Source organism: Streptomyces sp. JLYT201 (genome assembly GCF_059448825.1).
Map to the genome: position 1 here is coordinate 6,436,075 of NZ_CM182551.1, position 19,035 is coordinate 6,455,109.

The window sequence follows — 19,035 nt, forward strand, 5'->3', positions numbered from 1 at the left end:
CTAGGCGTCAGCGGAGTCCGGCGCCGACGTATCGGCCTCCGGGCCGCCATCCGTCCCACTCGCAGAAGGGCTCTCCGTCCGGGCCTTCCTTGAGCGGCTCGCCGTCGTGCGGGCACGCGACGGGCGGGGCGTCTCGCTCTGCTCGGGCGAGGTCTCGTCCTTCTCGGACGATGCTGAGGAGCTGCTCCCAGGAGATGACTCCTCACCTCCCTGCTCGGCGGTCTCGTCGACCGGCTCGGCATCGGGTTCGGCGGCGGCGTTCGTGGCCCCGCCGTGCACGCGGATCTTCGCCATGGCTCCGTCCTCTTCGTGGTCCGTCGAGCGGCAGTTGGGGCATGCCGGGAGTCCCACCGCATACAGGGCCGTGCACTCCCGGCATCGCCACAGCGCCATGTCAGGCCGCCGCCACGGACGCGCCGTTGTCGAGCGGGATATAGGTGAGGTCCCACTTCACGCTGCCGGTGTTCGAGGCCGCGCAGTCCAGCAGGATCGACCCGGGCTTCAGCACGATCGGCTGCGCCGGGACCTTGTTCGACGGCAGGAAGTTCAGCGCGTCCTGCATCGCAGTCGCCGGGGTCCCGGTGATCGAGTACATCGTCCCGACCGCGTCCGCCGTGATGTCCAGGACCGCACACAGGTCCTGCGTGGCGCCCGCGTCGGTCGGGTCGAAGGTCAGCTTCGTGTTGTCGGCCTGGGTCTGGATGACCGTGGTCACCTCGCCGATCAGCGACGTGATGAGGACCTTGCCGCCGGAGATCGTGAACAGCGTGGACGTGGTGGTCTGCGGCAGCGCCGCCGTGGCCCGCTGGACCTTCACGCCGCACAGCAGCGAGCGCAGCTGGTCGCCCTGGATGAGAGTCGTCATCGCTCAGACCCCCATCGCCGGGAAGTTCGCCGGGGTGCGCTGGGTCATCAGGTCCCGGGTGACCGCGTTGACCGTGCCCGCGCCGGTGGAGGTCAGCTTCACGTACTTGTACGTGTCGCTGAGGCTGGTGCCCTCGACCTCGACGACCATGGCGTTCTGCGTCGCAGCTGCTGCGGTGACGACGGTCGCCGCTGCGGCCTGCGTGCGCCGAGTCCAGGCGTCCGTGCCGTTGCCGGTGTTCGTGTGGTACTCAGTGATCACCGCGAGGTTCTGCGCGCCGGTGCCGGAGGCGTCCTTCGCCTCCTGGAGGGTGTACGTGTCGCCCGCAGCGCCACCGAGGTAGCAGATGAACATGATCCCGGACGCTTCACGCAGGTTGATCCACACGCCGTCCGCTGCGGGCGTGGTGTTGGCCAGCCGCCCGAGTGCCTTCTGGCCCATGAGGGCCTCCTGTCTTGGGTGTCCTGTCGGGGCGACACTGCCGACCCGGATGGAAGCCGCCGCCGGGGTGTGAATGCCAGCGGCAGCCGGGGCTTAGCGGGCTGCCAGCTCGACGAACGGGCTGAGCGTGTTACCGCCGTTCTTGGGGGTGATCGCGGACTTCAGCCACGGGCGGCCGTCGACGCGCTGAATGATCCTGAACGTGGTCTTGTCGGAGCCGAAGTTGAAGTCGGTGGACGAGTCGGCGGTCATGGTCTGGCGGTCGCCGACGAGGTAGTACGACAGGTCGACGAAGCTGATGTCGCCGCGGTCGCCGAGCGCACCGGCCTTCTCCGAGATGATCAGGGGACGTCCGAAGATGGACATCGGGGCGGGGCCGGTCGCGTTGACGACGAATACCGCGTTGCCGCCGGTGCCGACCGACAGGGCCATCGTGAGGAGCTCGGGAATCGCGTCCGGGGAGCAGATCCACACCGCGCTGGGCAGCGACGACGGCAGCATCCGCGCGTACATCTTGACGATGTTCTCGTAGACGATCGTGTCCGCCGCCTGCCCGGACTCGGCAGCCACGGCGATCGAGGCGGTGTTGCCCGAGCCCATGAACCCCAGGGGCTCGCCCACGCCCGACCCGGCCATGAACTTGGCGTCCTCCTCGAACGCCAGGGCCTTCGGCCACAGCGACTCGATCAGAGCACTGAAGGACACGATGGAGTCCTGGAGCAGTTCGTTCGGCACGGCGGAGAGGCCCGTGAGCTTCTTCGCGTCGAGCTCGGCCCGGCCGAACTTCGGGTTGGAGTCGACGAGCGCTGCGCCCTCCTCACCCCAGTAGGCGACCATGCCGCCGAACACCGACGACTGGTTCGACGTGCTGTCGATCATCGGGAAGGGGACGCGGGCACTGTCCATGGGGACGACGGTGGCGAGCGGCCGGACGACGGACATCTCCAGCGCGATCTGGAGCAGTTGCGACCGCAGCGCCTCCGGTACGAGGAACCCGCCGTCGGACGGGGAAACGCTGCCAGCCGCGTTGCGCAGCACCGTCAGCTTCTCCGCGACGGAGGCTTCCGGGCTCTTGTGCCAGATGGTGCGGACGTAGTCGATGTTGTTGACGAACGTCGAGTCGAGGACGGCGCCGGGGGCCTCCGGGTTGTGGGCGGTGCCCTGTCGGTGGCTCGTGAGCATGTTCCCGTTGCCGCGCTTGGCCTGCGGATCGAGGTTGAGGCGCTTGACCTCGCCCTTGTCGCCCTTGCCTCCGCTCTCGCGGAGCATCTCGGCGGTGACGCGCTGCACCTCCTCGTCGACGAGGCGCTTCAGCTCGGTGTTGTCGCCCTGCTGCTGCTCGCCGTACGCGGTGATGAACTCCGTAAGGGAGTCCCGCGACGCTGCGATCTCCTTGACCCTGCTCGGATCGGCGAGGATCTCCGCGAGCTCTTCAGCGTTGCGCGGGACGGGCGTCTTGGTCGGTGTGGCCACTGTGCCTCCTTCAGGCTTCCGCCGCCGCGGGCGACGCTTCAGGCTTGGTCAGATTCGAGACGAGCGCCGACCAGTCGTCCGCGTCGTCGGTGAGGTGGGCGACCATGTCCGCCCAGTCGTCAGCTGGCTCCGCGGGAGCGGGGACGGGTGCCGGGGCGGCCACCGCCGTCTCGGGCGGGGCCTCCCCGGGCACCTCGCCGGAGGGCTCGGCGCCGACCGATGCTGTGGGATCGGCCGGCGCCGTCACGGCGGCCCGGAGCTTGGCCACCGCCTCCTCGCCGAGGAGGTCAGCGAGGCTGACCACGAGCTGCGGCGAAGGGTCGTCGGGCACTGCCTGTGCGCGCGGCGAGGCGGGCGTCGGCGTCTCCGGCCGCTGGGGGCCCGTGTAGCCGTACGCGGTCAGGTCGTAGCGGCGCTGCATCTCCGGCTCGGCGCCAGGCTCTTCGGGCTCCGGCTCGTCGGCGCCGGGCTTCTTCGGCAGGGGCAGGACCTCGTCCGCCAGACCTGCGTCGATCGCGTCCTCGGGCAGGTACCAGGTCTCGGCGCGCATCCGCTCGCGCCACTGCTCGCGGGTGCCGCCCGCCTTCGCGGCGTACGCGTCGGCGATGTTGTCCGACATCAGGTCGAGGAGCTCGGCCATCTCCTCCATGTCGCTGGCGTTGCCGAGGCACACGCCACTCGCATCGTGGATCATGACCATCGTCTGCGGGGCCATGACGACGCGGTCCCCGGCCATCGCGATGACGGACGCGATGCTCGCGGCGATGCCGTCGACCTGGATCGTGACGTTCGCGGGGTGAGAGCGGATCGCGTTGGCGATGGCTACGCCTTCGAAGACGGAGCCGCCCGGCGAGTTCACCCGGACCCGCATGCGAGGGGCGGTGATCTGCTTCAGGTCGGCGATGAAGTCGTCGGCCGTCGCTCCCCAGAAGCCGCCGATCTCGTCGTACAGCATCACCTCGGCCTCGTCCGGGTCCGCGGCGTTGGTGATGCGGTACCAGGACCGGGCCTCGATGCCGAGCTGCGCGCGCTGCTTCTCCGTCTGCTCACGCTGGCGGGCGACGAAGCGGGCGACGTTGGCGGGCAGAGTGATCATTCGTCGTCCCTCGTCTTCTTCCGCTTGACGACCTTGCAGCGGCACTCGTTGCCGTACTCCGCGCCCACGCACTTCACGTAGCCCTGGCCGCCCGGGTAGTCCCGGTAGGCCTGCGCGCGGTTGCGGTAGACGGTGCCGTCGTTGTCCGCGCAGGGCTGGCAGGTGTCGTCGTCGATGACCGCGACGGCCTCCCACCGCATCGCGGCCTCGACGTCCCCGCCCGCGCCGCCGACGAGCCCGGCGACCGCGGTCTGCCACGCGTCCGTCGGCTCCTCCACCGGCACGCCCTCCTGCGGCGCCGGGCCGGGCGGCACGGGCCCCTCCGGGGCGGGCTTCTCCGGAATGTCGAAGCCGAGCATCGGCAGGATCGTCGGCGCGAGCAGCGGGGCCCGGGTGACGAGCTTGATGAGGAGCTCCCGGTCGGGGTCCGCGCCCGGGGCGCCGAACTGGATCTCCGGCAGGTCGAACGCTTCGAGGACCGCCGGGCCGTACGCGCCCGCTTCGATCAGCGCCGCGGCGGCGCCGACCTTCGCGGTGAGCGTGGTCGCCTCGGTCTCGGCGTCCGGCGGGACGGGGTTCTCGTAGTCGAACTCCAGGCCCTCGGCGGTCCGGCCGAACATCGGCAGCAGCTCGTGGTTGAGCGCGGCCTTGATCCGCTCCAGGCGAGGGATCGTCATCTGCTCGGCGAACCACGCCTTCGCCGCCAGTGCGGAGGCTCGGTTGATGTCCTCGAAGTCCCCGATCGCGGTCTTCGAGATCCCGTACGCCTCGCGGACCCGGTCGGCGGTGGCGCCACGGAGCTCGACGAACTGCATGTCCCGTTGGCTGATGGTGCGGTCGACCCACTTGCCGTGCTCCAGGATCGCCACGCGGTGGGCGTTGCCGACGCCGCGGTGCTGCTCGTTCCACCGGGTGCGAAGATCGTCGAACTCGGTGTCGCTCAGGGCCTGCGGGACCTCGATGATCCCGCCCGGCTGCGCGCTGTTGACGAAGAAGGCCCGCGACCACTCCGCCGCGTATCGGCTGGTGTCGAGGTCGGGCAGGATCGACAGCACCGGGGAGAGTCCGCGGTACGGGTCGAGGGGGTTCGGCCTGCGGAGCTGGATGACCTCGTCGAGCTCCAGGGGTATCTGCTCGCCGTCGGGCGACGTGTACACGTAGCGCTTCAGGAAGCGGTCGCGGTCCGGGACCGGGACGATGCGGTCGGGCCGGACGGGCCACATCTCCAGCGGGAGTCTGATGCCCGGCGCCCGGGCGATGACCCACCAGGCCTCGCCGGTGAGGTCGAAGTGCTGCTGGAACGACTCGACGAACTCCTGCCGCGGCATGAAGGCGTTGGGCTTGTTCCACAGGTCCAGTGCGGCGTGGGAGGTGACCTCGTCGCGGTCCTCGGTGCGGCCGGACTTGGCCTTGCGGTAGAGCTTCCAATCGACGAGGGCCGTCGCGTTGCTGGTCCGGTCGACGATCGCGAAGAGCGTGCCGACCGCAGACATGGAGCGCATCTGGCTCTCGGCGTCGCGGCGCTGCATGAAGGCGCCGTACGTGGCGGAGCGGCCGACGAGGGGGACGGGGAGGTCCGCGGCGGTGCGGTTGAGGAGGGCGCCGAGGAGGGTTCTGGCCACCGGCCCCTCCCTTCGTGCTACCTGCCGTAGATCCGCCAGCTCAGGACGAGGCAGCCGATACCCGCAGCGGCGACCCCTGCCGCCACATGGATCAACATGGCGGAACCCGACAACAGGATGATGCCAGACGTGTCAAGCAGAGCAGGCATCGCTGCATTCAATCTACGCACTGACCTGCTCATTAGGCTCTGCTTCGAGTTCACAGCCACCTCACCCTCGTCCGGCTTCCACTGTAGAAGGCCAACAAAAGAGCGTCGGCGTTGTCCGGTGACCGCCCCAGCCGCCTCCTGATCTCGTCCTTCGGCTCCACCTGGATCCGCCCCTGCGCGTCGACGTCCCACAGCGGCGCGAGCAGCTGCGCGACCGTCGTGTCGTCGTTGGCCATGGCGGACAGGTCCCAGCCCTTGCGTTCGGACAGGCCACGCCCGATCTCCCACCAGATCTCGGCCCGCAGGTTCTTGTACTTGTCGGGCTGGCTGGCCTTCTCGGAGACGTTCACGGCGACTATCCGCGCGCTGTGCTTGCCCTGGCTCGCGAGGTTCCGTAGCTCGCCGATCACACCGAACCCCACGCCGATCGAGTCGACCTTCACCGCGGTCGCGCCGCTCTCCGTGAGCGCCTGGAGCACGAGTGGGGCGATCTTCTCCGGGCGGTCCGTGTGGGCCCGCCACTCCCGCCCGGCGCGGTGACCGCGGCGCTCGCGGATGACGGTCTCGTCCCCGCCGCCGCCGACGTCGACGCCGAGCTCGACGGGCTCCAGGTCGGCGGCCTTGAGCCTGGTCTCGGGGTCGATGCGGCAGGCCGCAATGTCGGAGGCGCGGACTACACGGTTGGGGGCGTCCTCGCTGAACTCGCCCAAGACCTTGCTGCGGTAGAGGGGGTTGTCCTCGCCCCACTCCTTCGCTTTCTCCTCCACCCACTCCCTGCCTACGAGGGCCTGCGCCACCGGATCCGGGACTTCCTCGCCGGTCAAGTTGGGGGTGTCGAACGCCGAGATGCCGATCACGTGCCAGCCGCCCCCCGGTACGCAGACCTTCCGGAAGTGCGACGAGGGCGAGTCCGGGTTGCCGATCGCCAGGATCCGGCAGTCCGCGTTCGTCGTCAGCGCGTCGGCCGCCACCCACAGCTGCTCCGGGATCCCGCACGCCTCGTCGAGGATGACCAGCACGTAGCGGGCGTGGATGCCCTGGAACGCGGACTCGTCGTGATCAGCGGGCTTCCGGCCGAACGCGACGAGTTCGTCGTCGATGTGCCACTCAGTCTGGTTGACACGGCCGGCGAGCTTGCCGCGGCGGTGGGTGCGGCGGATGTAGCGCCACAGGATCGCGCGGACCTGCGCGAAGGTCGGCGCGCTCGTGACGACGAAGGCCTCGCCGGGCGGGTGCGTGTCCAGCCACCAGGAGGCGACCAGCGAGGCGGTGTGGGACTTGCCGGCGCCGTGGCAGGACCGTACGGCGGTGCGGCGGTGGTCTCGGACGCTGAGCATGATCTCGCGCTGCTTCGACCAGACGATCTGATCGAGACGCTCGGTGACCCAGCCGACGGGGTCGTGCGCGTACAGGCGGGTGCGCTCGCGGAGGTTGCGGTGGTCGACCTGGCGGCGGAGCTGGTCGCGTATCTCCCGCAGGGCCTTGGTGTCTCCGGCGCGCACCAGCTGCTCGATCTGCTGGCGGACTCCGTCACGCGTGGGCGTCGTCACCAGCGCCGTCCGGGCCGAGCGTGGCGTCGAGGAGTCGAGTGATCTCGCGGCCGAGTTGCTCGGCTTCGACGCTGACGCGGGATGGGGCGTCGAGGCCGAGGAGCTTGCGGAAGCTCTCGCGGGTGCGCAGTGCGCGGTCGACGGCCTTCAGTTTCATCTCGTCGTCGACGAGCGGGGCGCCTGTGTCGTCGCGGACGATTTGGCCGTAGGAGACGACGTAGTGATCGCGCTGCAGGACGTCGAGGACCTCGTCGTACATCGCCTCCAGGCGTGTGAGTTCGAGGTTGATGAGGTTCTTGGCGGAGCCTTCGACGGCTTCGCGGACGGCGCGGCGGACGGCCTCGCGGGCGGATGCCTTGCTCAGGCCGAGCTCGTCGGCGATCTTCGGGTAGCTGTGGCCTTCGGCTCGGAGTTCGGCGGCGCGGGCGTCGCGTTGGGCGGTGTCGAGGCTGCGTTCGTAGCGGCCGGTGGTCTGGTTCCGGGCGTCTTGGTTGGGGTTGGCCACGGTGCCCGCCCTCTCGCCGGTGTTGTGGTCTGGTGGTTTTTGATGGTAGCGATGCGCGCAACTGGTGGATGGTGCGCAGCGGCGAGGCCCGCTCCCGGGCGGTGGGAGCGGGCCTCTGGCGCGCGGCGCGACGATCAGCATCGGCGGGGGCGGAGCGGCTTCAGTGCACGAGAGCGGCGCCCGGGATCGCCCGCATGACGGGCAGCTCCCGCCCTCCGCCCTCCTCGTCCCAGTCGGTGAAGGCCTCGACCGGGCCGATGCCCGGCAGGTCGACGGTGACCGTGATCTCGGTGGCGGTCCAGGTTGTGGTGCTGCCGGTGCGCTGCACGGTCCGGGTGGTGACGGCGCCGCCGACGCGCTGGTACACGGCGTCCAGCTCGTGCTGGTCCCACATGCCGACCCGGCGGGCGGTCTCGCCGTCGCCTTCCGGGGGCGGGTAGCCGGGCAGGCCGAGGGCGGTCCGCACGCGGGCGGCCAGGGTGGCGTCAGCCTGGGCGCGGTTGGCCTGCTCGATGTCGTGCAGCTCCTGGGCGCAGCCGGGGCAGGTGCGCATGAAGGGGGAGGTGGGGTGGCGGCGGCAGGTCTGGAGTTGCATGGGGTTCTCCTAGGCGGCGAGGGCGTCGGCGAGGAGGTCGACGCGGGCGAGGGCGGGGAGGTCGACGGGGTAGAGGACGGTGATGGTGGCGAGGCCGCGGGCGGGGCGGGGCTCGTCGGTGGCCGGGCGCTCGATGGCGTACGCGGTGCGGTGGACGGTGTAGGCCTGGATGCGGTCGAGCCGGAAGGAGCGCATCTCCGCCGTGTCGCGGTCCATGGCGCGGAGGACGATGTCCCCGGCGGTGGTGACGATCAGGTCGGCGATCTCGATGGTGCGGATCGTCTCCGAGCCGTCGGCCTTCGTGTAGGTGATGGTGACCGGGTGGCGGCGGTCGAGGGCTTTGATGAGGCGGGTGAGGGTCTGGTGCTGGGTCTCGCGTGCGGTGTGCCTCATCGGTGCCCCCTTGGCGCGGCTTCCTTGTGCCACCCATGTTGGCCTACTTGGTATGCCTAAGTCAACAGGGTTGGCCTTTCTGGTTGGCCAATCTTGTGGGAGAGTCGGGGCATGGACACCGCCAAGCTCGAACTCGCAGCCCAGCGCTACCGCGAAGCCGAAGCCGCACTCGACTCCGCGCGCGCCGACCTCCAAGCCGAGGCCGTCACCTTCCTCCGGCAGACGGACGAGCGCGGCGCACAGGCCGCCGTCGTGAGAGTCACCGGGTGGACACGCGAGTACGTGCGTAGGCTGATGAAGAGCAGCGAGGGGAAGAGCGCATGAGCGACACTTCCGGCCCTTACCCCGTCGATGTGTTGTGGCGTCGGCTGGTCGAACTGGGAGCCAGCAAGAGCGAAGCGACCACCCTGGTGAAGGACTATGCGCGTGAGGTGATCGAGCAACACCACCGTGAGGCTGACCAGGCCAGTCAGCCACCCAGCGGGTCTGCCGTGACAGTGACACTGCTGCCTGTGGATACCGCTGAGGCGGTCACCTTCGAGGTGCCCGCTGTGCCTCGGGTTGGCGAAACGATCACGTTGGAGGGTGACGCCTCGGGGGCCGGAGAGCCGCGTCTCCGCTTCTATCGTGTCGTGAACGTCGACTGGACCCTGTCTCGGAATGAGTCGGCCGTCGTGCTTGAACTCGATCCCGTCGCAGACGATGGCGCGGGCCCGGTGCGCCCGGACGAGGAGCCCACGCTATGAGTCTGGCCACGCGCCTTCAGGCGCTGCTCCGCTCGCGCAGCAGCGCCACGCCTGACCACGGCGACTCTCGCAACGACCCGCCGTGTGACCGCTGCGGCAACAGCACCGGAAAGCCGTGGCTATTGCAGAACGCGCGTACTCACTGGCACTGCGATCCCTGTAAGGCGAGGGTCGCGGAAGAAATGTTCGACATGTACCGGACGATGAAGGAGCAGCAGGACCGCCTGTTCCAACTGCGCGTTGACCTGGCGTCCCGCGAGAACCCCACCGCGTGAAGGCGGCCCCGCCCGGACGACCGGAGCGGGGCCGCTCACCCACCGCCTACGGCCGCACCGGGAAGCTCGTGCAGCCCGGATCGTCCAGGCAGTCGCCGAGTGCGTCCCCGCTCGTCTCGTTCACCTTCTCCACCGCGTCCATGTACATGTCCTCCCGACTCGCCTCCGGCACCTTCGCGCACGCCTCGGGCTCCGGGTCCTCGTCGACCTCCGGATCGAAGTCGGCCGGACGCGCTTCGATGGTGTCCATCCAGGCCTTGATGCAGGCGCGCCGCTGCTCGGCCGCGTCGACGGCCGTCTTGGACGACTTCGGCTTCTCGGGCTCGGTGTTGGAGCTGGAACAGCCCGCGAGCACGAGCGAGGCGACAGCGAGTACGGCGATGCAGGTGCGGCGCATGGGGTCCCCCGGGGATGGTGTGGCCCCGGAGCGTAGCGGCGCGCAGGCCGTGATCGTGCAGTAACGGCGAAGACCCCACCGCGCGAGGAGCGCGCGGCAGGGCCGGGGCGCCGGTCACATGTCGGAATGCGGGCCAGCGTGGAACGGGGCGTCGGCGGGCTCGGTACGGAACGCCTCCTCGGCGGCCTCCTCACGGTCGAGGTCGGCGCAGTGGGCGCAGGGGCGGCTCCTGTCAGGGTCCGCGTCCCGGTTGGGGCAGTCGGGCCAGTGCGGGTCGATGCTCGGGTGGTCTTCCATGGGGTGATGGTCCTCTCTGAGTGAGTGGGGCAGGGCGTACGGAATTGCGAAGGCCCCGCTGCGTCATCGCGCAGCGGGGCCGTTGCGGGCGCGGCCCGGCGTGTGCTGAGGCGGCCTAGACGTCCCACCCTTCCTGGCGAGGCCGCCCTCCCTCGGACTCAGGCACGCGCGGATCAATCCAGGCGATCAGAGCGCCCGGCGACCCCTCCTCGCCGGTGTCCAGTGGCACGCCGTGGTGCTTGGCCATGGCGCGCTGCTCCTCGGCCAGGTCGTGCGCGAACGCGTCCAACAGGGCCTCGATCAGGCCGTCAGCATGCTCCTCATCGAGGCCCGGGTTGTTGCGGAGCATCTCGCGCAGAACCGCCTCATGGGCTTCGCGCAGAACCGCCACATGGTCGTCGCTCTTATCGCTCATCCGGACATCCTCTCGCCATACTTTCGGCCACCGTGGGTCTTCATCGAGATCGCCTTCACTGGCCGTCTTTCGGGGTGCCGGGTACGGGCTTGGGCTCGGTGGGGTAGTAGCCGCCGCGGCTGGCCTGGTAGTCGGTGGCGTGGGCCGGGTCGGGCTCGGCGTCGTGGGGTGGGCGGATGGGCATGTCTTGCGGGAGCGGTGCCACGATGGCGGTCTCCTGTCTCGTGTCGCGGGATGGGTGGTCCGGGGCGGCCGGTCTGCTGGCCGGCGGGCGGCCGCCCTGGGGCTTGTGGGTCAGGAGCCGTTGAGGCGCTCCTGCGCGATCTTGTTCAGCTCGGTGAGGTTCTCGTCCCACGTGCCAGCACCTTCGAGGAGGGCGTGGACGGTGATGTCGGCGGCTCGCTCGGGGTCTCCGGCGTCGACGGCGGCCTTGGCTGCGTCCAGCTGGTTCTCGTAGAAGTCGCTCATGAGGTCTCCTTGGGTCGTCGTCTCGGGTCGGGCTGGTGTCAGCTCTGGCCGGTGCCGATGGCGCTGCCGGGGGGCGCGCTGAGCTGGCCGTGTTCGGCGAGGTTCTCGTCGTGGTGCTGAGGGCAGAAGTGCAGACTGCGGCCTTTGGGCTCGCCGCAGTACTGGGTGGAGAGGTAGCCGTAACGGATCTGCTCGCCGCAGATTTGTCCGGCGGGGTCGGGGTCGGTGTACGTGGTCTTCGGCATGTGGGCTCCAGGTGTCGGTCGGCAAGGAGTCGTTGGCGTGGCCGTGGGCGGGCTGTCTCACTTCTTGACGTGGTGGTGGCGGATGGTCTCGGTGGGGTCGGTGACGAGGCGCCCGCCGTGGCCGATGTCCTCTACACGCAACCCCTCTCCGGTGGCCCCTTCCGGGGTGTCGTCGTCGTTGTCGTCGGGGCGCTCACCTGCACCGACGACGCCCCGAGAGGGGTAGGCACGCTCGGGGGGCGGGACCTCGTCCCAGCGCAGCCCGGCCGATGCCGAACGGCCGGTCATCCGCACGTCCTTGACCGGCCACCCCTGCGCGGCCGCTGCGGCGCGCACCGCGTCGGTGGTCGTGCGGAGGTGCTCGGCGAGCGGCCGTAGCTGCGCGTGCGGGGTGCCGATGTCACGCACCGCGGCGACCAGTTCGGCGGGCGAGACGGGCGGGGGCCCGGCCGGGGGCTGCTCGGCTGCGGCCTCGGTCGGCGTCTCGTCGGCCGCGGCCGGTGTGTCCTCTGGCTCCTCGGGGGCTGCGGCTGCGGGCTTCTTCGGCTGCCAGCCGGGGCGGCCCGTCCGGTAGGCGGCGATGGTCCAGGCGAGGGCGGCAGTCCACAGCAGCCAGGACCAGGCGCCGGACTCGACGCGTAGGTAGATCCCGCCGAGGACGGCTGCGCCGACCTTGCGGGCGAGGGCAGCGGTCCCGACCACCAGGCCGATCTTGATGCACCACTTCAAGCCCGAGGAGCGGCCGAGCCAACCGCGCAGGCTCGTGTACAGGGCGCGGGCCCGGGTGGCCGCGCGGCTGCCGAGGTAGACGGTCAGGCGGCCGCTGCCGGTGTAGACGCGGACTCCGGCGGTGCGCAGCCACTGCACGGTCGTGGGCGTGCTGGAGGGCTCGCTCATGCCAGCGTCCCCTTGGCCAATCCGCCGATGGCCCAGAGGCCGACCCCGTTGGCGCCGTCGACCACCTGCTGCGCGACCAGGGCGGCGGTGCCGGTGCTCACGCACAGCAGCACGCCGACCAGGACGCCGCGCCACCACTTGCCCCGGGCCGTCTTGGGGATCTGCTTTCGCAGCAGCCACAGCGCGACGGCCAGGGCGGAGACGACGATGGCGCCGTACTGGTCGATGCGCGGCGTGGCGGCGGTCCCCAGCCTCCGGCTGGGCGTGCCCGTCAGCCACTTCATGGTCACGTCGCCGATCGAGTTGCCGCCCCAGCGAAGGAACTCCGCGAGAGATCCGAGGAGTCCGGCGGGGCAGGCGATCATGAGGATGCCGCAGACGACGCCGAAGCCGAGCGGGAGCAGCGCCTTGGGATCCCGGCCGCCGCCCGTCCCGGCCGGGCCCGCGCCCCCGCCGCCCTTGTGCCAGCGCCACAGCTCGGTGCCGAGCAGGGCCAGGCCGAAGGCGAAGCCCGCGGTGGAGATGGTGGTGGTCGTGTACTGGCCTGCGGCCAGGGTCATGGTGCTCATGCGGGGCGGACTCCGGTCAGGGCGTAGACGAGCGTGGTGACGGGCAGCGTGAGGGCGGTGGCGAGGACGACGGCCCACAGCAGGAGGCGGGCGCCCGCGGCGCGGATCTTCGGCCCCCACAGATCCGGGTCGGCGCCCGCGGCCTCGGCGCGGCGGGCGTTGTCCAGCAGTGCGAGGACGGCGATTGGGACCCCGGCCATGACCCAGGCCCCGGCGAGGGATTCGTCGTCGCGTACGGACTGCAGGACCCAGGCCCACGGGCCGGTGAACGGCAGGCTGAGGGCGGCGAGTCCGGCGTTGTAGCCGATCCGGATCCGCTCCCACCACCGCTGGTCCGGCTCCGGATCCGGGATGGGGGTGCCGATGGTGACGTGGACGTGGACGTCCACCGGGATGGGGTCCGGGTGCGGGACGGGCTCGGCTCGCGGGGGCGCGGCGGGAGGCAGCGGCGGCTCCGGCACGGCGAGCCGGGGCGGCGGAGACGGGGGCGGCTGCAGCGGCGGCCACGGGGCGGGCGCGGGGCCCGCCGGGCCGGGGATGACGCGCGTCGGGATGATCGGCTTGCCCGGGTCCTGGGTCATGCCGCCCACCCCGCGCACCACAGGCACACCGTGAGCGCGCACGTCCACGTGGTCCCCACCCAGACGCGGCCGTCGCCGTAGGCGGCGAGTGCGGCGAAGGCGCTGACGGCGGCTGCGGCCATGGCCAGGGGCGGGAACAGGATGAGGGAGAGGAGCACGAGGGCCACGAGCCCGGCGGTGACCGCGGCCCCGGCGAGGACGGCTCTGTACCAGCCGTGCTCCCGGTAGACCTGCCAGGCAGTGAGGGCGCCGGGGGTGAGCCCGGCGGCGATGAATGCGGCTATGAGCAGCATGTCGGGGTCCTAGTGGATGAGGTGGGCGGCGAGCGCGCTGGCGGCGGTGGCCGCGGTGAGGGTGGCGGCCGGGCGGCGGTGTCCGTACGCGGCCGCTGTGACCGCGAGGAGCAGCGCGAGGGCCTCGGTGAGTACGGCGCTGGCGGGGCTGGTGAGCCCGACGGCGACACACAGGTGCCAGCCGTCGGTCACGTCCTTGAGGAGGCTGGTCTGGGTCATCGCAGGGCGGGGAGGAGGAAGGCGGTCAGCAGGGTGAGGGCGGCGATGGTGAGGCCGAGGGCGCGGGCGAAGGTGAAGAGCGGGTGGGGGTGGCGTTCGCCCCACGTCGCGGCGGTGCTGGACAGGGTGAGGCCGAGGGCCGCGACGGCGACGAGGCAGAGTTCGAAGGTCACCAGGCCCCCAGCTCGGCGAGCGCGCGCAGGGCGACGTAGGCGGTGAGGATCCAGGCGGCGAGGCGGGGTCCGGGCTGTGCGCGGGTGCTGGTGGCGACGGTGCCGCTGAGGAGACCGGCGGCGAGCAGGACGTAGATCATGCGTAGCCCTCCCCGCCCCTGCCGATGACCTCGTCCCCGTCCTGCCTCTTCGCGGCCCGCGACAGGGCCGTGCGGACGTACTGCTCGGTGACGACGAGCCGCCGCTCCCGCAGGATCCGCTCGGCGATCTCACGGGCCCGCGCATCCGGCCCAAGGACAGATGCGGCCTCAACGACAGCCGCCTCCACGGTGACGGGCGGCAGGCCGCTGACCAGCGGCGCATCAACCGCATCCGGTCGATACGCCGTGTGCTGGTCGGGCGGGCCGTGCAGGACGAGCGCGACCTCGACCGCGTCGACGACGACGCCGTACGTGCGGAGGAGATCAGCGAGCTCGGCCGGGGCCATATCCGGGTGCGCATCGTGCACGACGCGGATCGCATCCGCCCGATGCATGGTGCTCAGCTTGTGCCGCAGCACGTCCTTGGCCGAGTCCGTGCTGGCAGGTACGTCCTGCGTAGGCGCGGCGGTGAGCATGACCGCGAGCGCGGCGTCCGCGCCGTCGCGGAGACGCCCACGCTGTACTTCGACGAGGCCGGTGGCCAGCTCGTGGTCGCCGCGGCCGAGCTTCCCGACGAGCTTCCACGACTTGCTCGTGGCGCTGGCGCGCCTGCCGGTGTCGGGGTGCCCGTTGGCGACGGCCTGTTCGTAGGCGAGCTTCTGCACCAGGCGGGCGGTGCGCTGCTGCGCCTCGATGTCGACGCCGGTGGTGTAGATGACGATGCGGCGGGCGATCAGGCCGAGGCCTTCGGCGGCGCCGCACATGGCGAGCGGGGTGACCGCGTACACGACGGCCTCCGTCGGGTCGTCGGCGACGAAGCCGCCGGTGACGGAGGCGCCCGCGGGGGCCAGCCACAGGCCGGTGCGGACGACGAGCGGAGTGGCCTGGCCGAGCATCGTCAGCGCGAGCATCGTCAGGGCGAGGACGAGGGTGAGGCCCTCGCCGGCGGCCACGACGCCGATGGCGGTTGCGGCGCGTCCGAATTCGGCGAGGGTGTTGCTGTAGGTGCCGATGCCGCCTGCGATGCCGACGCCGAGCATGGGCAGGGCGGCGGCGGACAGGATGGCGATCTGCCAGGTGGCGAGGTCCTTGCGGGTCACCGGGTGCCTCCGTGCTCGTTGCCGTGTGCGCGGGCGATGGCGAGTTGGTCGCGGGCGGCGGCCTGGGTGGCGGGGTCGTGCGCGTGGGCGTAGTCGCGGGCTGCGGCGGCCTGGAGGGCGGCGATGCGCTCGGCCTCGGTGGGCTGCTCGGTCATCGCGGTTGGACCCCCTCGGCGGCGAGGGCGGCGAGCAGCTGGCGCATCCGGTGGTCCAGCGCGACGCTGTGGCGGATCAGGGCCCGGTGGTCGTTGATGTCGACCTGGTCGCCTGCGGCGAGGATGCGGCGCGCCTGGTCGAGGGTGATGGCCAGGGAGGGGACGTAGCCGAGGGTGCTGCCGGGCTTGTGCAGGGGTGCGGTCGGCTCGCTCATCGCAGCCTCCTCGCCACGCCGCGCAGCACCTGAGCCTGGACGTGGTGGGTGTTGCCGTCGACTCCGGCGGGGATCGCGGCCCAGGCGCGGCGTGCGGCCGTATCGGCGACGGTGGTGGGCAGGGTGTGGAGGCGGGCGGCGACCGCGACGGTGACGGCGCGGCGGAGGGCGGCCTCGGTGACCGGGCGGGCGGCGCCCATACCCTCCAGCACGTCGGCCGCAGTCGTGAGGACCTGGCGGGCGTACGTGGGGGTGGGCTGGTCAGGTGGTGGATCGATACGCTCAGGCATGTGGGCCTGCTCCTGTCGCTGGGAGTTGGTCCCGGCCCCGACCGGCAGGGTGAGAGCTCCGGCCGGGGCCAACTTGTTGATGAGCACGGGGCACGCGCTCAGTCCGCCGTACAGCGGACGATTGTCACCGTACAGCGGGCGCTGTACGGTGTCCAGCGTTGGTGCTCCCAGACGGGAAGGGAGCGGCCGTGGCCGATCAGCCGGATGGCGAAGAGGAGGTGCGGATCGTGACGGACGTCGTCGACTCGCTGGAAGCGCTGGAAGATCCAGCCGAGCGGGCGAAGCGCGCGGGCAGGCTGCTCGCCGAGTGGCCGGTCCAGGGTTCGCGCCTGCGGGAGATCCGGCAGGAGGCGGTCGTGGCCATGCGCGCGGAGAAGATCAGCTATCGACAGATCGCGAAGACGTTGGGGATCTCGCTGGCGCGCGTGCAGCAGATCGAAGCTGGCGAACGCGGCAAGAAGGTGAAGTCTGAGGAGTAGCCGCGCGCGGCGGGGCCCCGGCCTGAACGGCCGGGGCTTTCGTGTGCCGCCGCTCGGCGCGCGCCGTCGAGAGCCATGGCGCGAGGCGGCTTAAAATCGCTGCTCGTGGCAGATATCCCCGATGACCTGATCATGCTGGAACGTTCCTCCGAGGAGGCTCGCGCGCGGCTGGCCGGGCTCGATGGTGAGGCGTTCGAGGAGCAGTGGCGCGCCTGGCGTGCAGCCGCCGAGAAGTTCCAGGCCGCGGTCACCGAGCACGCCGCGCGCGAGGACATGACCATGCCGCGCAACCAGCTGGAGCAGGCGGTGAAGCGGGCCGTGCGGCATGCCGAGGAGGACCCGGCCGAGTAGGGCGCCCCGCCCCGCTCGGCGTGCTGGACTGCTCGGGCTGCCGCACGCTGGAGGCATGGTCTCCGCCACGCCCGTAGTGATCTACCCGCCTGACGAGGAGGGCGGTCGGCGTGTCCGGATCGACGGCACGATCCTCGGCCGGGTGTACAGCGTCCGCGATGTCGCGGCGTTCATGCAGGAGGCCGGGCTCCAGGACTTCGACGAGATGGACGTGGTGCGGTCCTCGCTGATCGAGTGGCGCGGGGGCGGGCCCGAGGTCTGGACGCGCTGACCGGGCGGGCGTAGCGTCGGCCGCTACTTGGGAGAGCCCGGCCCGCTGGTCCTGTCCGGATCTGCGGGCCGCGTGCTGCGCAGGGCCCCGGGCGCGGCTCGGTCGTGGCGCCTCACCGCTTCCTCGTGCCGGGCAATGAGTTCATCGTCGGTCATCCGCGCGGTGCGCTCGGTCTCTTCGAAGGCGACGATCACACGCTCGTCCTTGGTGGGCCAGTACTCGATCACGCGGCACTTGTATGCCTTTTCAGCCATGACGCCCCCTATTCGAGACAGGGCGTTCAGCGTGGGTCCGCGGGCGGTGCAGGTCAATACGCCGGAGCCTGGTTTCTATGCTGCGATGCCTTGGCCGCGTCCGGGCTGGTAGTGCCGAAGGGCGAGCCAGGTGTCCGGGGTGTAGACGCACAGGCACCAGTCGCACTGCACGGCCCGGTCCGGGTACGCGTGCAGCGGCCGCCCGCACACGGCGCCGGTCGTGTCGGTGGCGATGCAGCGGCCGAGGTACTGAGGTTCGTCGGGGTCGCGGCCGGGCTGGATGACGGCGTAGGCGCGGCCGACGAGGGTGCGGATGTCGGTGGCGAGGTCGGGGGCGGCGTACCAGCGGGCGATCCAGTCGAGGTGCCTGTCGAGTGCCGTGGCGGCGATGGTGACGCGGTGTTCGAGGGAGACGGCGCGCGGGGGCGGGGCCATGCCGCGGGCGTCGTGGACTGCGGTGCGCCAGTCTTCGAGGACGCCGACGATGCCGCCCTCGGCGCGCAGGTCGAGGGGCTCTTCGCGGAGTGGGAGGGGGGCTTCGGCGCGGGGGGTGCGCCCGCTGACGAACGGCGCGCCGCGGCCGGGCGGGAGCCATGCGGCCAAGACGGCCCACAGGGCGGGGAGTTGGTGGAGGCGGCGGCTGGTGGCGCGTACGCAGGGGGCGCAGAGGAACCCGCCGGTCGTGAGGTCGTTGTGGGTGCAGTGTGGGCAGGTGGTCATCGCTCCCCTGCCTTTTCGATGTCCCAGTTGCGGTCGGCGTCGGCGCATTCGCGGACGCTCGGACCCTCGTTGTGGGCCTTGTGCGGTATCGCGCCAGGTGCGGTGTCGGTCCACTGGAGCCGGAGTCCGGTGTCGGTCTCGCCTACATGGATCTCGTGGTCGGGCGTGGTGTTGTGGGTGGCGGAGCGCCAGCAGCGCGCGATGCCGTGGTGCGAGGTTTTCCAGGTGGCGGTGCAGCAAGGGGCGCCGGGCGTAGCGCGGCCGTCGCGGTCTTCGTCCTCTTCGGTGGTTCTGGTCGCTTGGGTCGCTGCCGGGTCGGGCTCGTTGAGGGCGGCGAGTGCGCGTTCGGCGCAGGCCCGGTAGCCGCGCTGCCAGTCGGTCACGTCGTCCTTGTCGGCGAGGTGCACGGCTACGCGTACGCGGGCGACGGCGGCCTTCGCCTGCTCCAGATGCTGACGCAGTGCCTGCGATTCCACTCGGCAGTCCGAGGCGACGGCGCTCTGCATGTCGGCGTCGTGCTGCTCCTCGTTCACATGCTGCCGTAGAGCGGTTTGCTCGGCGGCGGTGAGGCCGTTGTGGGCGCGGTCGATGAGGACGCGGAGGCTGACGCGGCGTGCGGTGCGTGCTGCTTGGTCCTCGTCGGTGGTCTGTTCGGTCACTTGTTCCTCCGTGCTGCGCGCGCGAGGGCTCGCCGGGTCGCGCGGTTCGGTCGGGGGGCGGGTGCGGTGTCGTCGACGAGTTGCTCGAAGCGGACGAGGCGCTGCTCCCAGGTGGCCCCGGGGCGCGGGTGTGCTCG

35 protein-coding genes are annotated in these 19,035 nt (G+C 71.2%); 6 read left to right on the forward strand and 29 right to left on the reverse strand.

Features of this window, described 5'->3' with window-relative positions; translation table 11 throughout:
* Positions 1 to 394 precede the first annotated feature (394 nt).
* The 9 genes from AC5WAM_RS27040 to AC5WAM_RS27080 form a co-directional block, all read right to left on the reverse strand.
* Positions 395 to 865: a hypothetical protein gene (locus AC5WAM_RS27040; protein WP_495519070.1), complete on the reverse strand. Its 471-nt coding sequence runs from the start codon at positions 863 to 865 to the stop codon at positions 395 to 397.
* Positions 866 to 868: 3 nt separating this feature from the next.
* The gene (locus AC5WAM_RS27045; RefSeq protein ID WP_495519071.1) at positions 869 to 1,306 is read right to left on the reverse strand and encodes a hypothetical protein; all 438 of its coding nucleotides are present in this window, start codon (positions 1,304 to 1,306) and stop codon (positions 869 to 871) included.
* Positions 1,307 to 1,399: 93 nt separating this feature from the next.
* Entirely contained in the window at positions 1,400 to 2,779 is a 1,380-nt protein-coding gene (locus tag AC5WAM_RS27050; protein WP_495519072.1) for a phage major capsid protein, read from the reverse strand.
* A 10-nt stretch (positions 2,780 to 2,789) separates the two neighbouring features.
* Positions 2,790 to 3,875, reverse strand: a complete 1,086-nt coding sequence (locus tag AC5WAM_RS27055) for a head maturation protease, ClpP-related (protein WP_495519073.1) — start codon at positions 3,873 to 3,875, stop codon at positions 2,790 to 2,792.
* The gene (locus AC5WAM_RS27060) at positions 3,872 to 5,497 is read right to left on the reverse strand and encodes a phage portal protein (protein ID WP_495519074.1); all 1,626 of its coding nucleotides are present in this window, start codon (positions 5,495 to 5,497) and stop codon (positions 3,872 to 3,874) included. The genes AC5WAM_RS27055 and AC5WAM_RS27060 overlap by 4 nt, the downstream gene beginning before the upstream one ends.
* Before the next feature lie 199 nt (positions 5,498 to 5,696).
* Entirely contained in the window at positions 5,697 to 7,196 is a 1,500-nt protein-coding gene (locus AC5WAM_RS27065; protein ID WP_495519075.1) for a hypothetical protein, read from the reverse strand.
* On the reverse strand, positions 7,177 to 7,701 hold the full coding sequence (locus tag AC5WAM_RS27070; protein ID WP_495519076.1) for a helix-turn-helix domain-containing protein: 525 nt from the start codon (positions 7,699 to 7,701) through the stop codon (positions 7,177 to 7,179). Before AC5WAM_RS27070 ends, AC5WAM_RS27065 begins: the two co-directional genes overlap by 20 nt.
* A gap of 160 nt (positions 7,702 to 7,861) precedes the next feature.
* Positions 7,862 to 8,296 carry a hypothetical protein gene (locus AC5WAM_RS27075; RefSeq protein WP_495519077.1) on the reverse strand — a complete coding sequence of 145 codons (435 nt, stop codon included), beginning with the start codon at positions 8,294 to 8,296 and terminating at the stop codon, positions 7,862 to 7,864.
* Positions 8,297 to 8,305: 9 nt separating this feature from the next.
* On the reverse strand, positions 8,306 to 8,689 hold the full coding sequence (locus AC5WAM_RS27080) for a WYL domain-containing protein (protein WP_495519078.1): 384 nt from the start codon (positions 8,687 to 8,689) through the stop codon (positions 8,306 to 8,308).
* A 111-nt stretch (positions 8,690 to 8,800) separates the two neighbouring features.
* On the opposite strand from AC5WAM_RS27080, the gene AC5WAM_RS27085 reads away from it, so the two are divergent.
* From AC5WAM_RS27085 to AC5WAM_RS27095, 3 genes are read left to right on the forward strand one after another with little or no spacing between them, the layout of a single operon-like run.
* The gene (locus tag AC5WAM_RS27085; protein WP_495519079.1) at positions 8,801 to 9,013 is read left to right on the forward strand and encodes a hypothetical protein; all 213 of its coding nucleotides are present in this window, start codon (positions 8,801 to 8,803) and stop codon (positions 9,011 to 9,013) included.
* Complete coding sequence (locus AC5WAM_RS27090; protein ID WP_495519080.1) at positions 9,010 to 9,435, forward strand: hypothetical protein; 426 nt, start codon at positions 9,010 to 9,012, stop codon at positions 9,433 to 9,435. Before AC5WAM_RS27085 ends, AC5WAM_RS27090 begins: the two co-directional genes overlap by 4 nt.
* Positions 9,432 to 9,710, forward strand: a complete 279-nt coding sequence (locus AC5WAM_RS27095; protein ID WP_495519081.1) for a hypothetical protein — start codon at positions 9,432 to 9,434, stop codon at positions 9,708 to 9,710. Before AC5WAM_RS27090 ends, AC5WAM_RS27095 begins: the two co-directional genes overlap by 4 nt.
* 46 nt (positions 9,711 to 9,756) lie before the next feature.
* Here the strand turns inward: AC5WAM_RS27095 and AC5WAM_RS27100 are convergent, their stop codons facing one another.
* The 17 genes from AC5WAM_RS27100 to AC5WAM_RS27180 all read right to left on the reverse strand — a co-directional run bounded on the left by AC5WAM_RS27100 (position 9,757) and on the right by AC5WAM_RS27180 (position 16,164).
* Positions 9,757 to 10,107, reverse strand: a complete 351-nt coding sequence (locus AC5WAM_RS27100; protein ID WP_495519082.1) for a hypothetical protein — start codon at positions 10,105 to 10,107, stop codon at positions 9,757 to 9,759.
* A gap of 114 nt (positions 10,108 to 10,221) precedes the next feature.
* Positions 10,222 to 10,404 (reverse strand): hypothetical protein, encoded by a 183-nt coding sequence (locus AC5WAM_RS27105; protein ID WP_495519083.1) that lies wholly within the window; start codon positions 10,402 to 10,404, stop codon positions 10,222 to 10,224.
* A gap of 115 nt (positions 10,405 to 10,519) precedes the next feature.
* A complete protein-coding gene (locus AC5WAM_RS27110) occupies positions 10,520 to 10,819 on the reverse strand; it encodes a hypothetical protein (RefSeq protein ID WP_495519084.1) in 300 nt (99 codons plus the stop codon).
* Between the two features lie 55 nt (positions 10,820 to 10,874).
* Positions 10,875 to 11,003 carry a hypothetical protein gene (locus AC5WAM_RS27115; RefSeq protein WP_495519085.1) on the reverse strand — a complete coding sequence of 43 codons (129 nt, stop codon included), beginning with the start codon at positions 11,001 to 11,003 and terminating at the stop codon, positions 10,875 to 10,877.
* 110 nt (positions 11,004 to 11,113) lie between these two features.
* Complete coding sequence (locus tag AC5WAM_RS27120; RefSeq protein ID WP_495519086.1) at positions 11,114 to 11,287, reverse strand: hypothetical protein; 174 nt, start codon at positions 11,285 to 11,287, stop codon at positions 11,114 to 11,116.
* A 38-nt stretch (positions 11,288 to 11,325) separates the two neighbouring features.
* Entirely contained in the window at positions 11,326 to 11,532 is a 207-nt protein-coding gene (locus AC5WAM_RS27125) for a hypothetical protein (protein WP_495519087.1), read from the reverse strand.
* A 57-nt stretch (positions 11,533 to 11,589) separates the two neighbouring features.
* Positions 11,590 to 12,429, reverse strand: coding sequence for a hypothetical protein (locus AC5WAM_RS27130; RefSeq protein ID WP_495519088.1), 840 nt, complete (start codon positions 12,427 to 12,429; stop codon positions 11,590 to 11,592).
* Entirely contained in the window at positions 12,426 to 12,998 is a 573-nt protein-coding gene (locus AC5WAM_RS27135) for a hypothetical protein (RefSeq protein ID WP_495519089.1), read from the reverse strand. The genes AC5WAM_RS27130 and AC5WAM_RS27135 overlap by 4 nt, the downstream gene beginning before the upstream one ends.
* Complete coding sequence (locus AC5WAM_RS27140) at positions 12,995 to 13,579, reverse strand: hypothetical protein (protein WP_495519090.1); 585 nt, start codon at positions 13,577 to 13,579, stop codon at positions 12,995 to 12,997. The genes AC5WAM_RS27135 and AC5WAM_RS27140 overlap by 4 nt, the downstream gene beginning before the upstream one ends.
* Complete coding sequence (locus AC5WAM_RS27145; protein WP_495519091.1) at positions 13,576 to 13,872, reverse strand: hypothetical protein; 297 nt, start codon at positions 13,870 to 13,872, stop codon at positions 13,576 to 13,578. Before AC5WAM_RS27145 ends, AC5WAM_RS27140 begins: the two co-directional genes overlap by 4 nt.
* Positions 13,873 to 13,881: 9 nt before the next feature.
* Positions 13,882 to 14,091, reverse strand: coding sequence for a hypothetical protein (locus AC5WAM_RS27150; protein WP_495519092.1), 210 nt, complete (start codon positions 14,089 to 14,091; stop codon positions 13,882 to 13,884).
* Positions 14,088 to 14,264 (reverse strand): hypothetical protein, encoded by a 177-nt coding sequence (locus AC5WAM_RS27155; protein ID WP_495519093.1) that lies wholly within the window; start codon positions 14,262 to 14,264, stop codon positions 14,088 to 14,090. Before AC5WAM_RS27155 ends, AC5WAM_RS27150 begins: the two co-directional genes overlap by 4 nt.
* On the reverse strand, positions 14,261 to 14,404 hold the full coding sequence (locus AC5WAM_RS27160; protein ID WP_495519094.1) for a hypothetical protein: 144 nt from the start codon (positions 14,402 to 14,404) through the stop codon (positions 14,261 to 14,263). The genes AC5WAM_RS27155 and AC5WAM_RS27160 overlap by 4 nt, the downstream gene beginning before the upstream one ends.
* On the reverse strand, positions 14,401 to 15,504 hold the full coding sequence (locus AC5WAM_RS27165; RefSeq protein WP_495519095.1) for a conjugal transfer protein: 1,104 nt from the start codon (positions 15,502 to 15,504) through the stop codon (positions 14,401 to 14,403). The genes AC5WAM_RS27160 and AC5WAM_RS27165 overlap by 4 nt, the downstream gene beginning before the upstream one ends.
* The gene (locus tag AC5WAM_RS27170; protein ID WP_495519096.1) at positions 15,501 to 15,659 is read right to left on the reverse strand and encodes a hypothetical protein; all 159 of its coding nucleotides are present in this window, start codon (positions 15,657 to 15,659) and stop codon (positions 15,501 to 15,503) included. The genes AC5WAM_RS27165 and AC5WAM_RS27170 overlap by 4 nt, the downstream gene beginning before the upstream one ends.
* Complete coding sequence (locus AC5WAM_RS27175; RefSeq protein ID WP_495519097.1) at positions 15,656 to 15,874, reverse strand: hypothetical protein; 219 nt, start codon at positions 15,872 to 15,874, stop codon at positions 15,656 to 15,658. Before AC5WAM_RS27175 ends, AC5WAM_RS27170 begins: the two co-directional genes overlap by 4 nt.
* Positions 15,871 to 16,164 carry a hypothetical protein gene (locus AC5WAM_RS27180; protein ID WP_495519098.1) on the reverse strand — a complete coding sequence of 98 codons (294 nt, stop codon included), beginning with the start codon at positions 16,162 to 16,164 and terminating at the stop codon, positions 15,871 to 15,873. The genes AC5WAM_RS27175 and AC5WAM_RS27180 overlap by 4 nt, the downstream gene beginning before the upstream one ends.
* 188 nt (positions 16,165 to 16,352) lie before the next feature.
* On the opposite strand from AC5WAM_RS27180, the gene AC5WAM_RS27185 reads away from it, so the two are divergent.
* The 3 genes from AC5WAM_RS27185 to AC5WAM_RS27195 all read left to right on the forward strand — a co-directional run bounded on the left by AC5WAM_RS27185 (position 16,353) and on the right by AC5WAM_RS27195 (position 17,265).
* Positions 16,353 to 16,643 (forward strand): helix-turn-helix domain-containing protein, encoded by a 291-nt coding sequence (locus AC5WAM_RS27185; protein WP_495519099.1) that lies wholly within the window; start codon positions 16,353 to 16,355, stop codon positions 16,641 to 16,643.
* 105 nt (positions 16,644 to 16,748) lie between these two features.
* The gene (locus AC5WAM_RS27190; RefSeq protein ID WP_495519100.1) at positions 16,749 to 16,994 is read left to right on the forward strand and encodes a hypothetical protein; all 246 of its coding nucleotides are present in this window, start codon (positions 16,749 to 16,751) and stop codon (positions 16,992 to 16,994) included.
* A 55-nt stretch (positions 16,995 to 17,049) separates the two neighbouring features.
* Entirely contained in the window at positions 17,050 to 17,265 is a 216-nt protein-coding gene (locus AC5WAM_RS27195; RefSeq protein WP_495519101.1) for a hypothetical protein, read from the forward strand.
* A gap of 23 nt (positions 17,266 to 17,288) precedes the next feature.
* Here the strand turns inward: AC5WAM_RS27195 and AC5WAM_RS27200 are convergent, their stop codons facing one another.
* From AC5WAM_RS27200 to AC5WAM_RS27210, 3 genes are all read right to left on the reverse strand, one after another.
* Positions 17,289 to 17,519: a hypothetical protein gene (locus AC5WAM_RS27200; protein WP_495519102.1), complete on the reverse strand. Its 231-nt coding sequence runs from the start codon at positions 17,517 to 17,519 to the stop codon at positions 17,289 to 17,291.
* 75 nt (positions 17,520 to 17,594) lie between these two features.
* Positions 17,595 to 18,239, reverse strand: a complete 645-nt coding sequence (locus AC5WAM_RS27205; RefSeq protein ID WP_495519103.1) for a hypothetical protein — start codon at positions 18,237 to 18,239, stop codon at positions 17,595 to 17,597.
* Entirely contained in the window at positions 18,236 to 18,898 is a 663-nt protein-coding gene (locus AC5WAM_RS27210) for a hypothetical protein (protein ID WP_495519104.1), read from the reverse strand. Before AC5WAM_RS27210 ends, AC5WAM_RS27205 begins: the two co-directional genes overlap by 4 nt.
* Between the last annotated feature and the right edge of the window lie 137 nt (positions 18,899 to 19,035).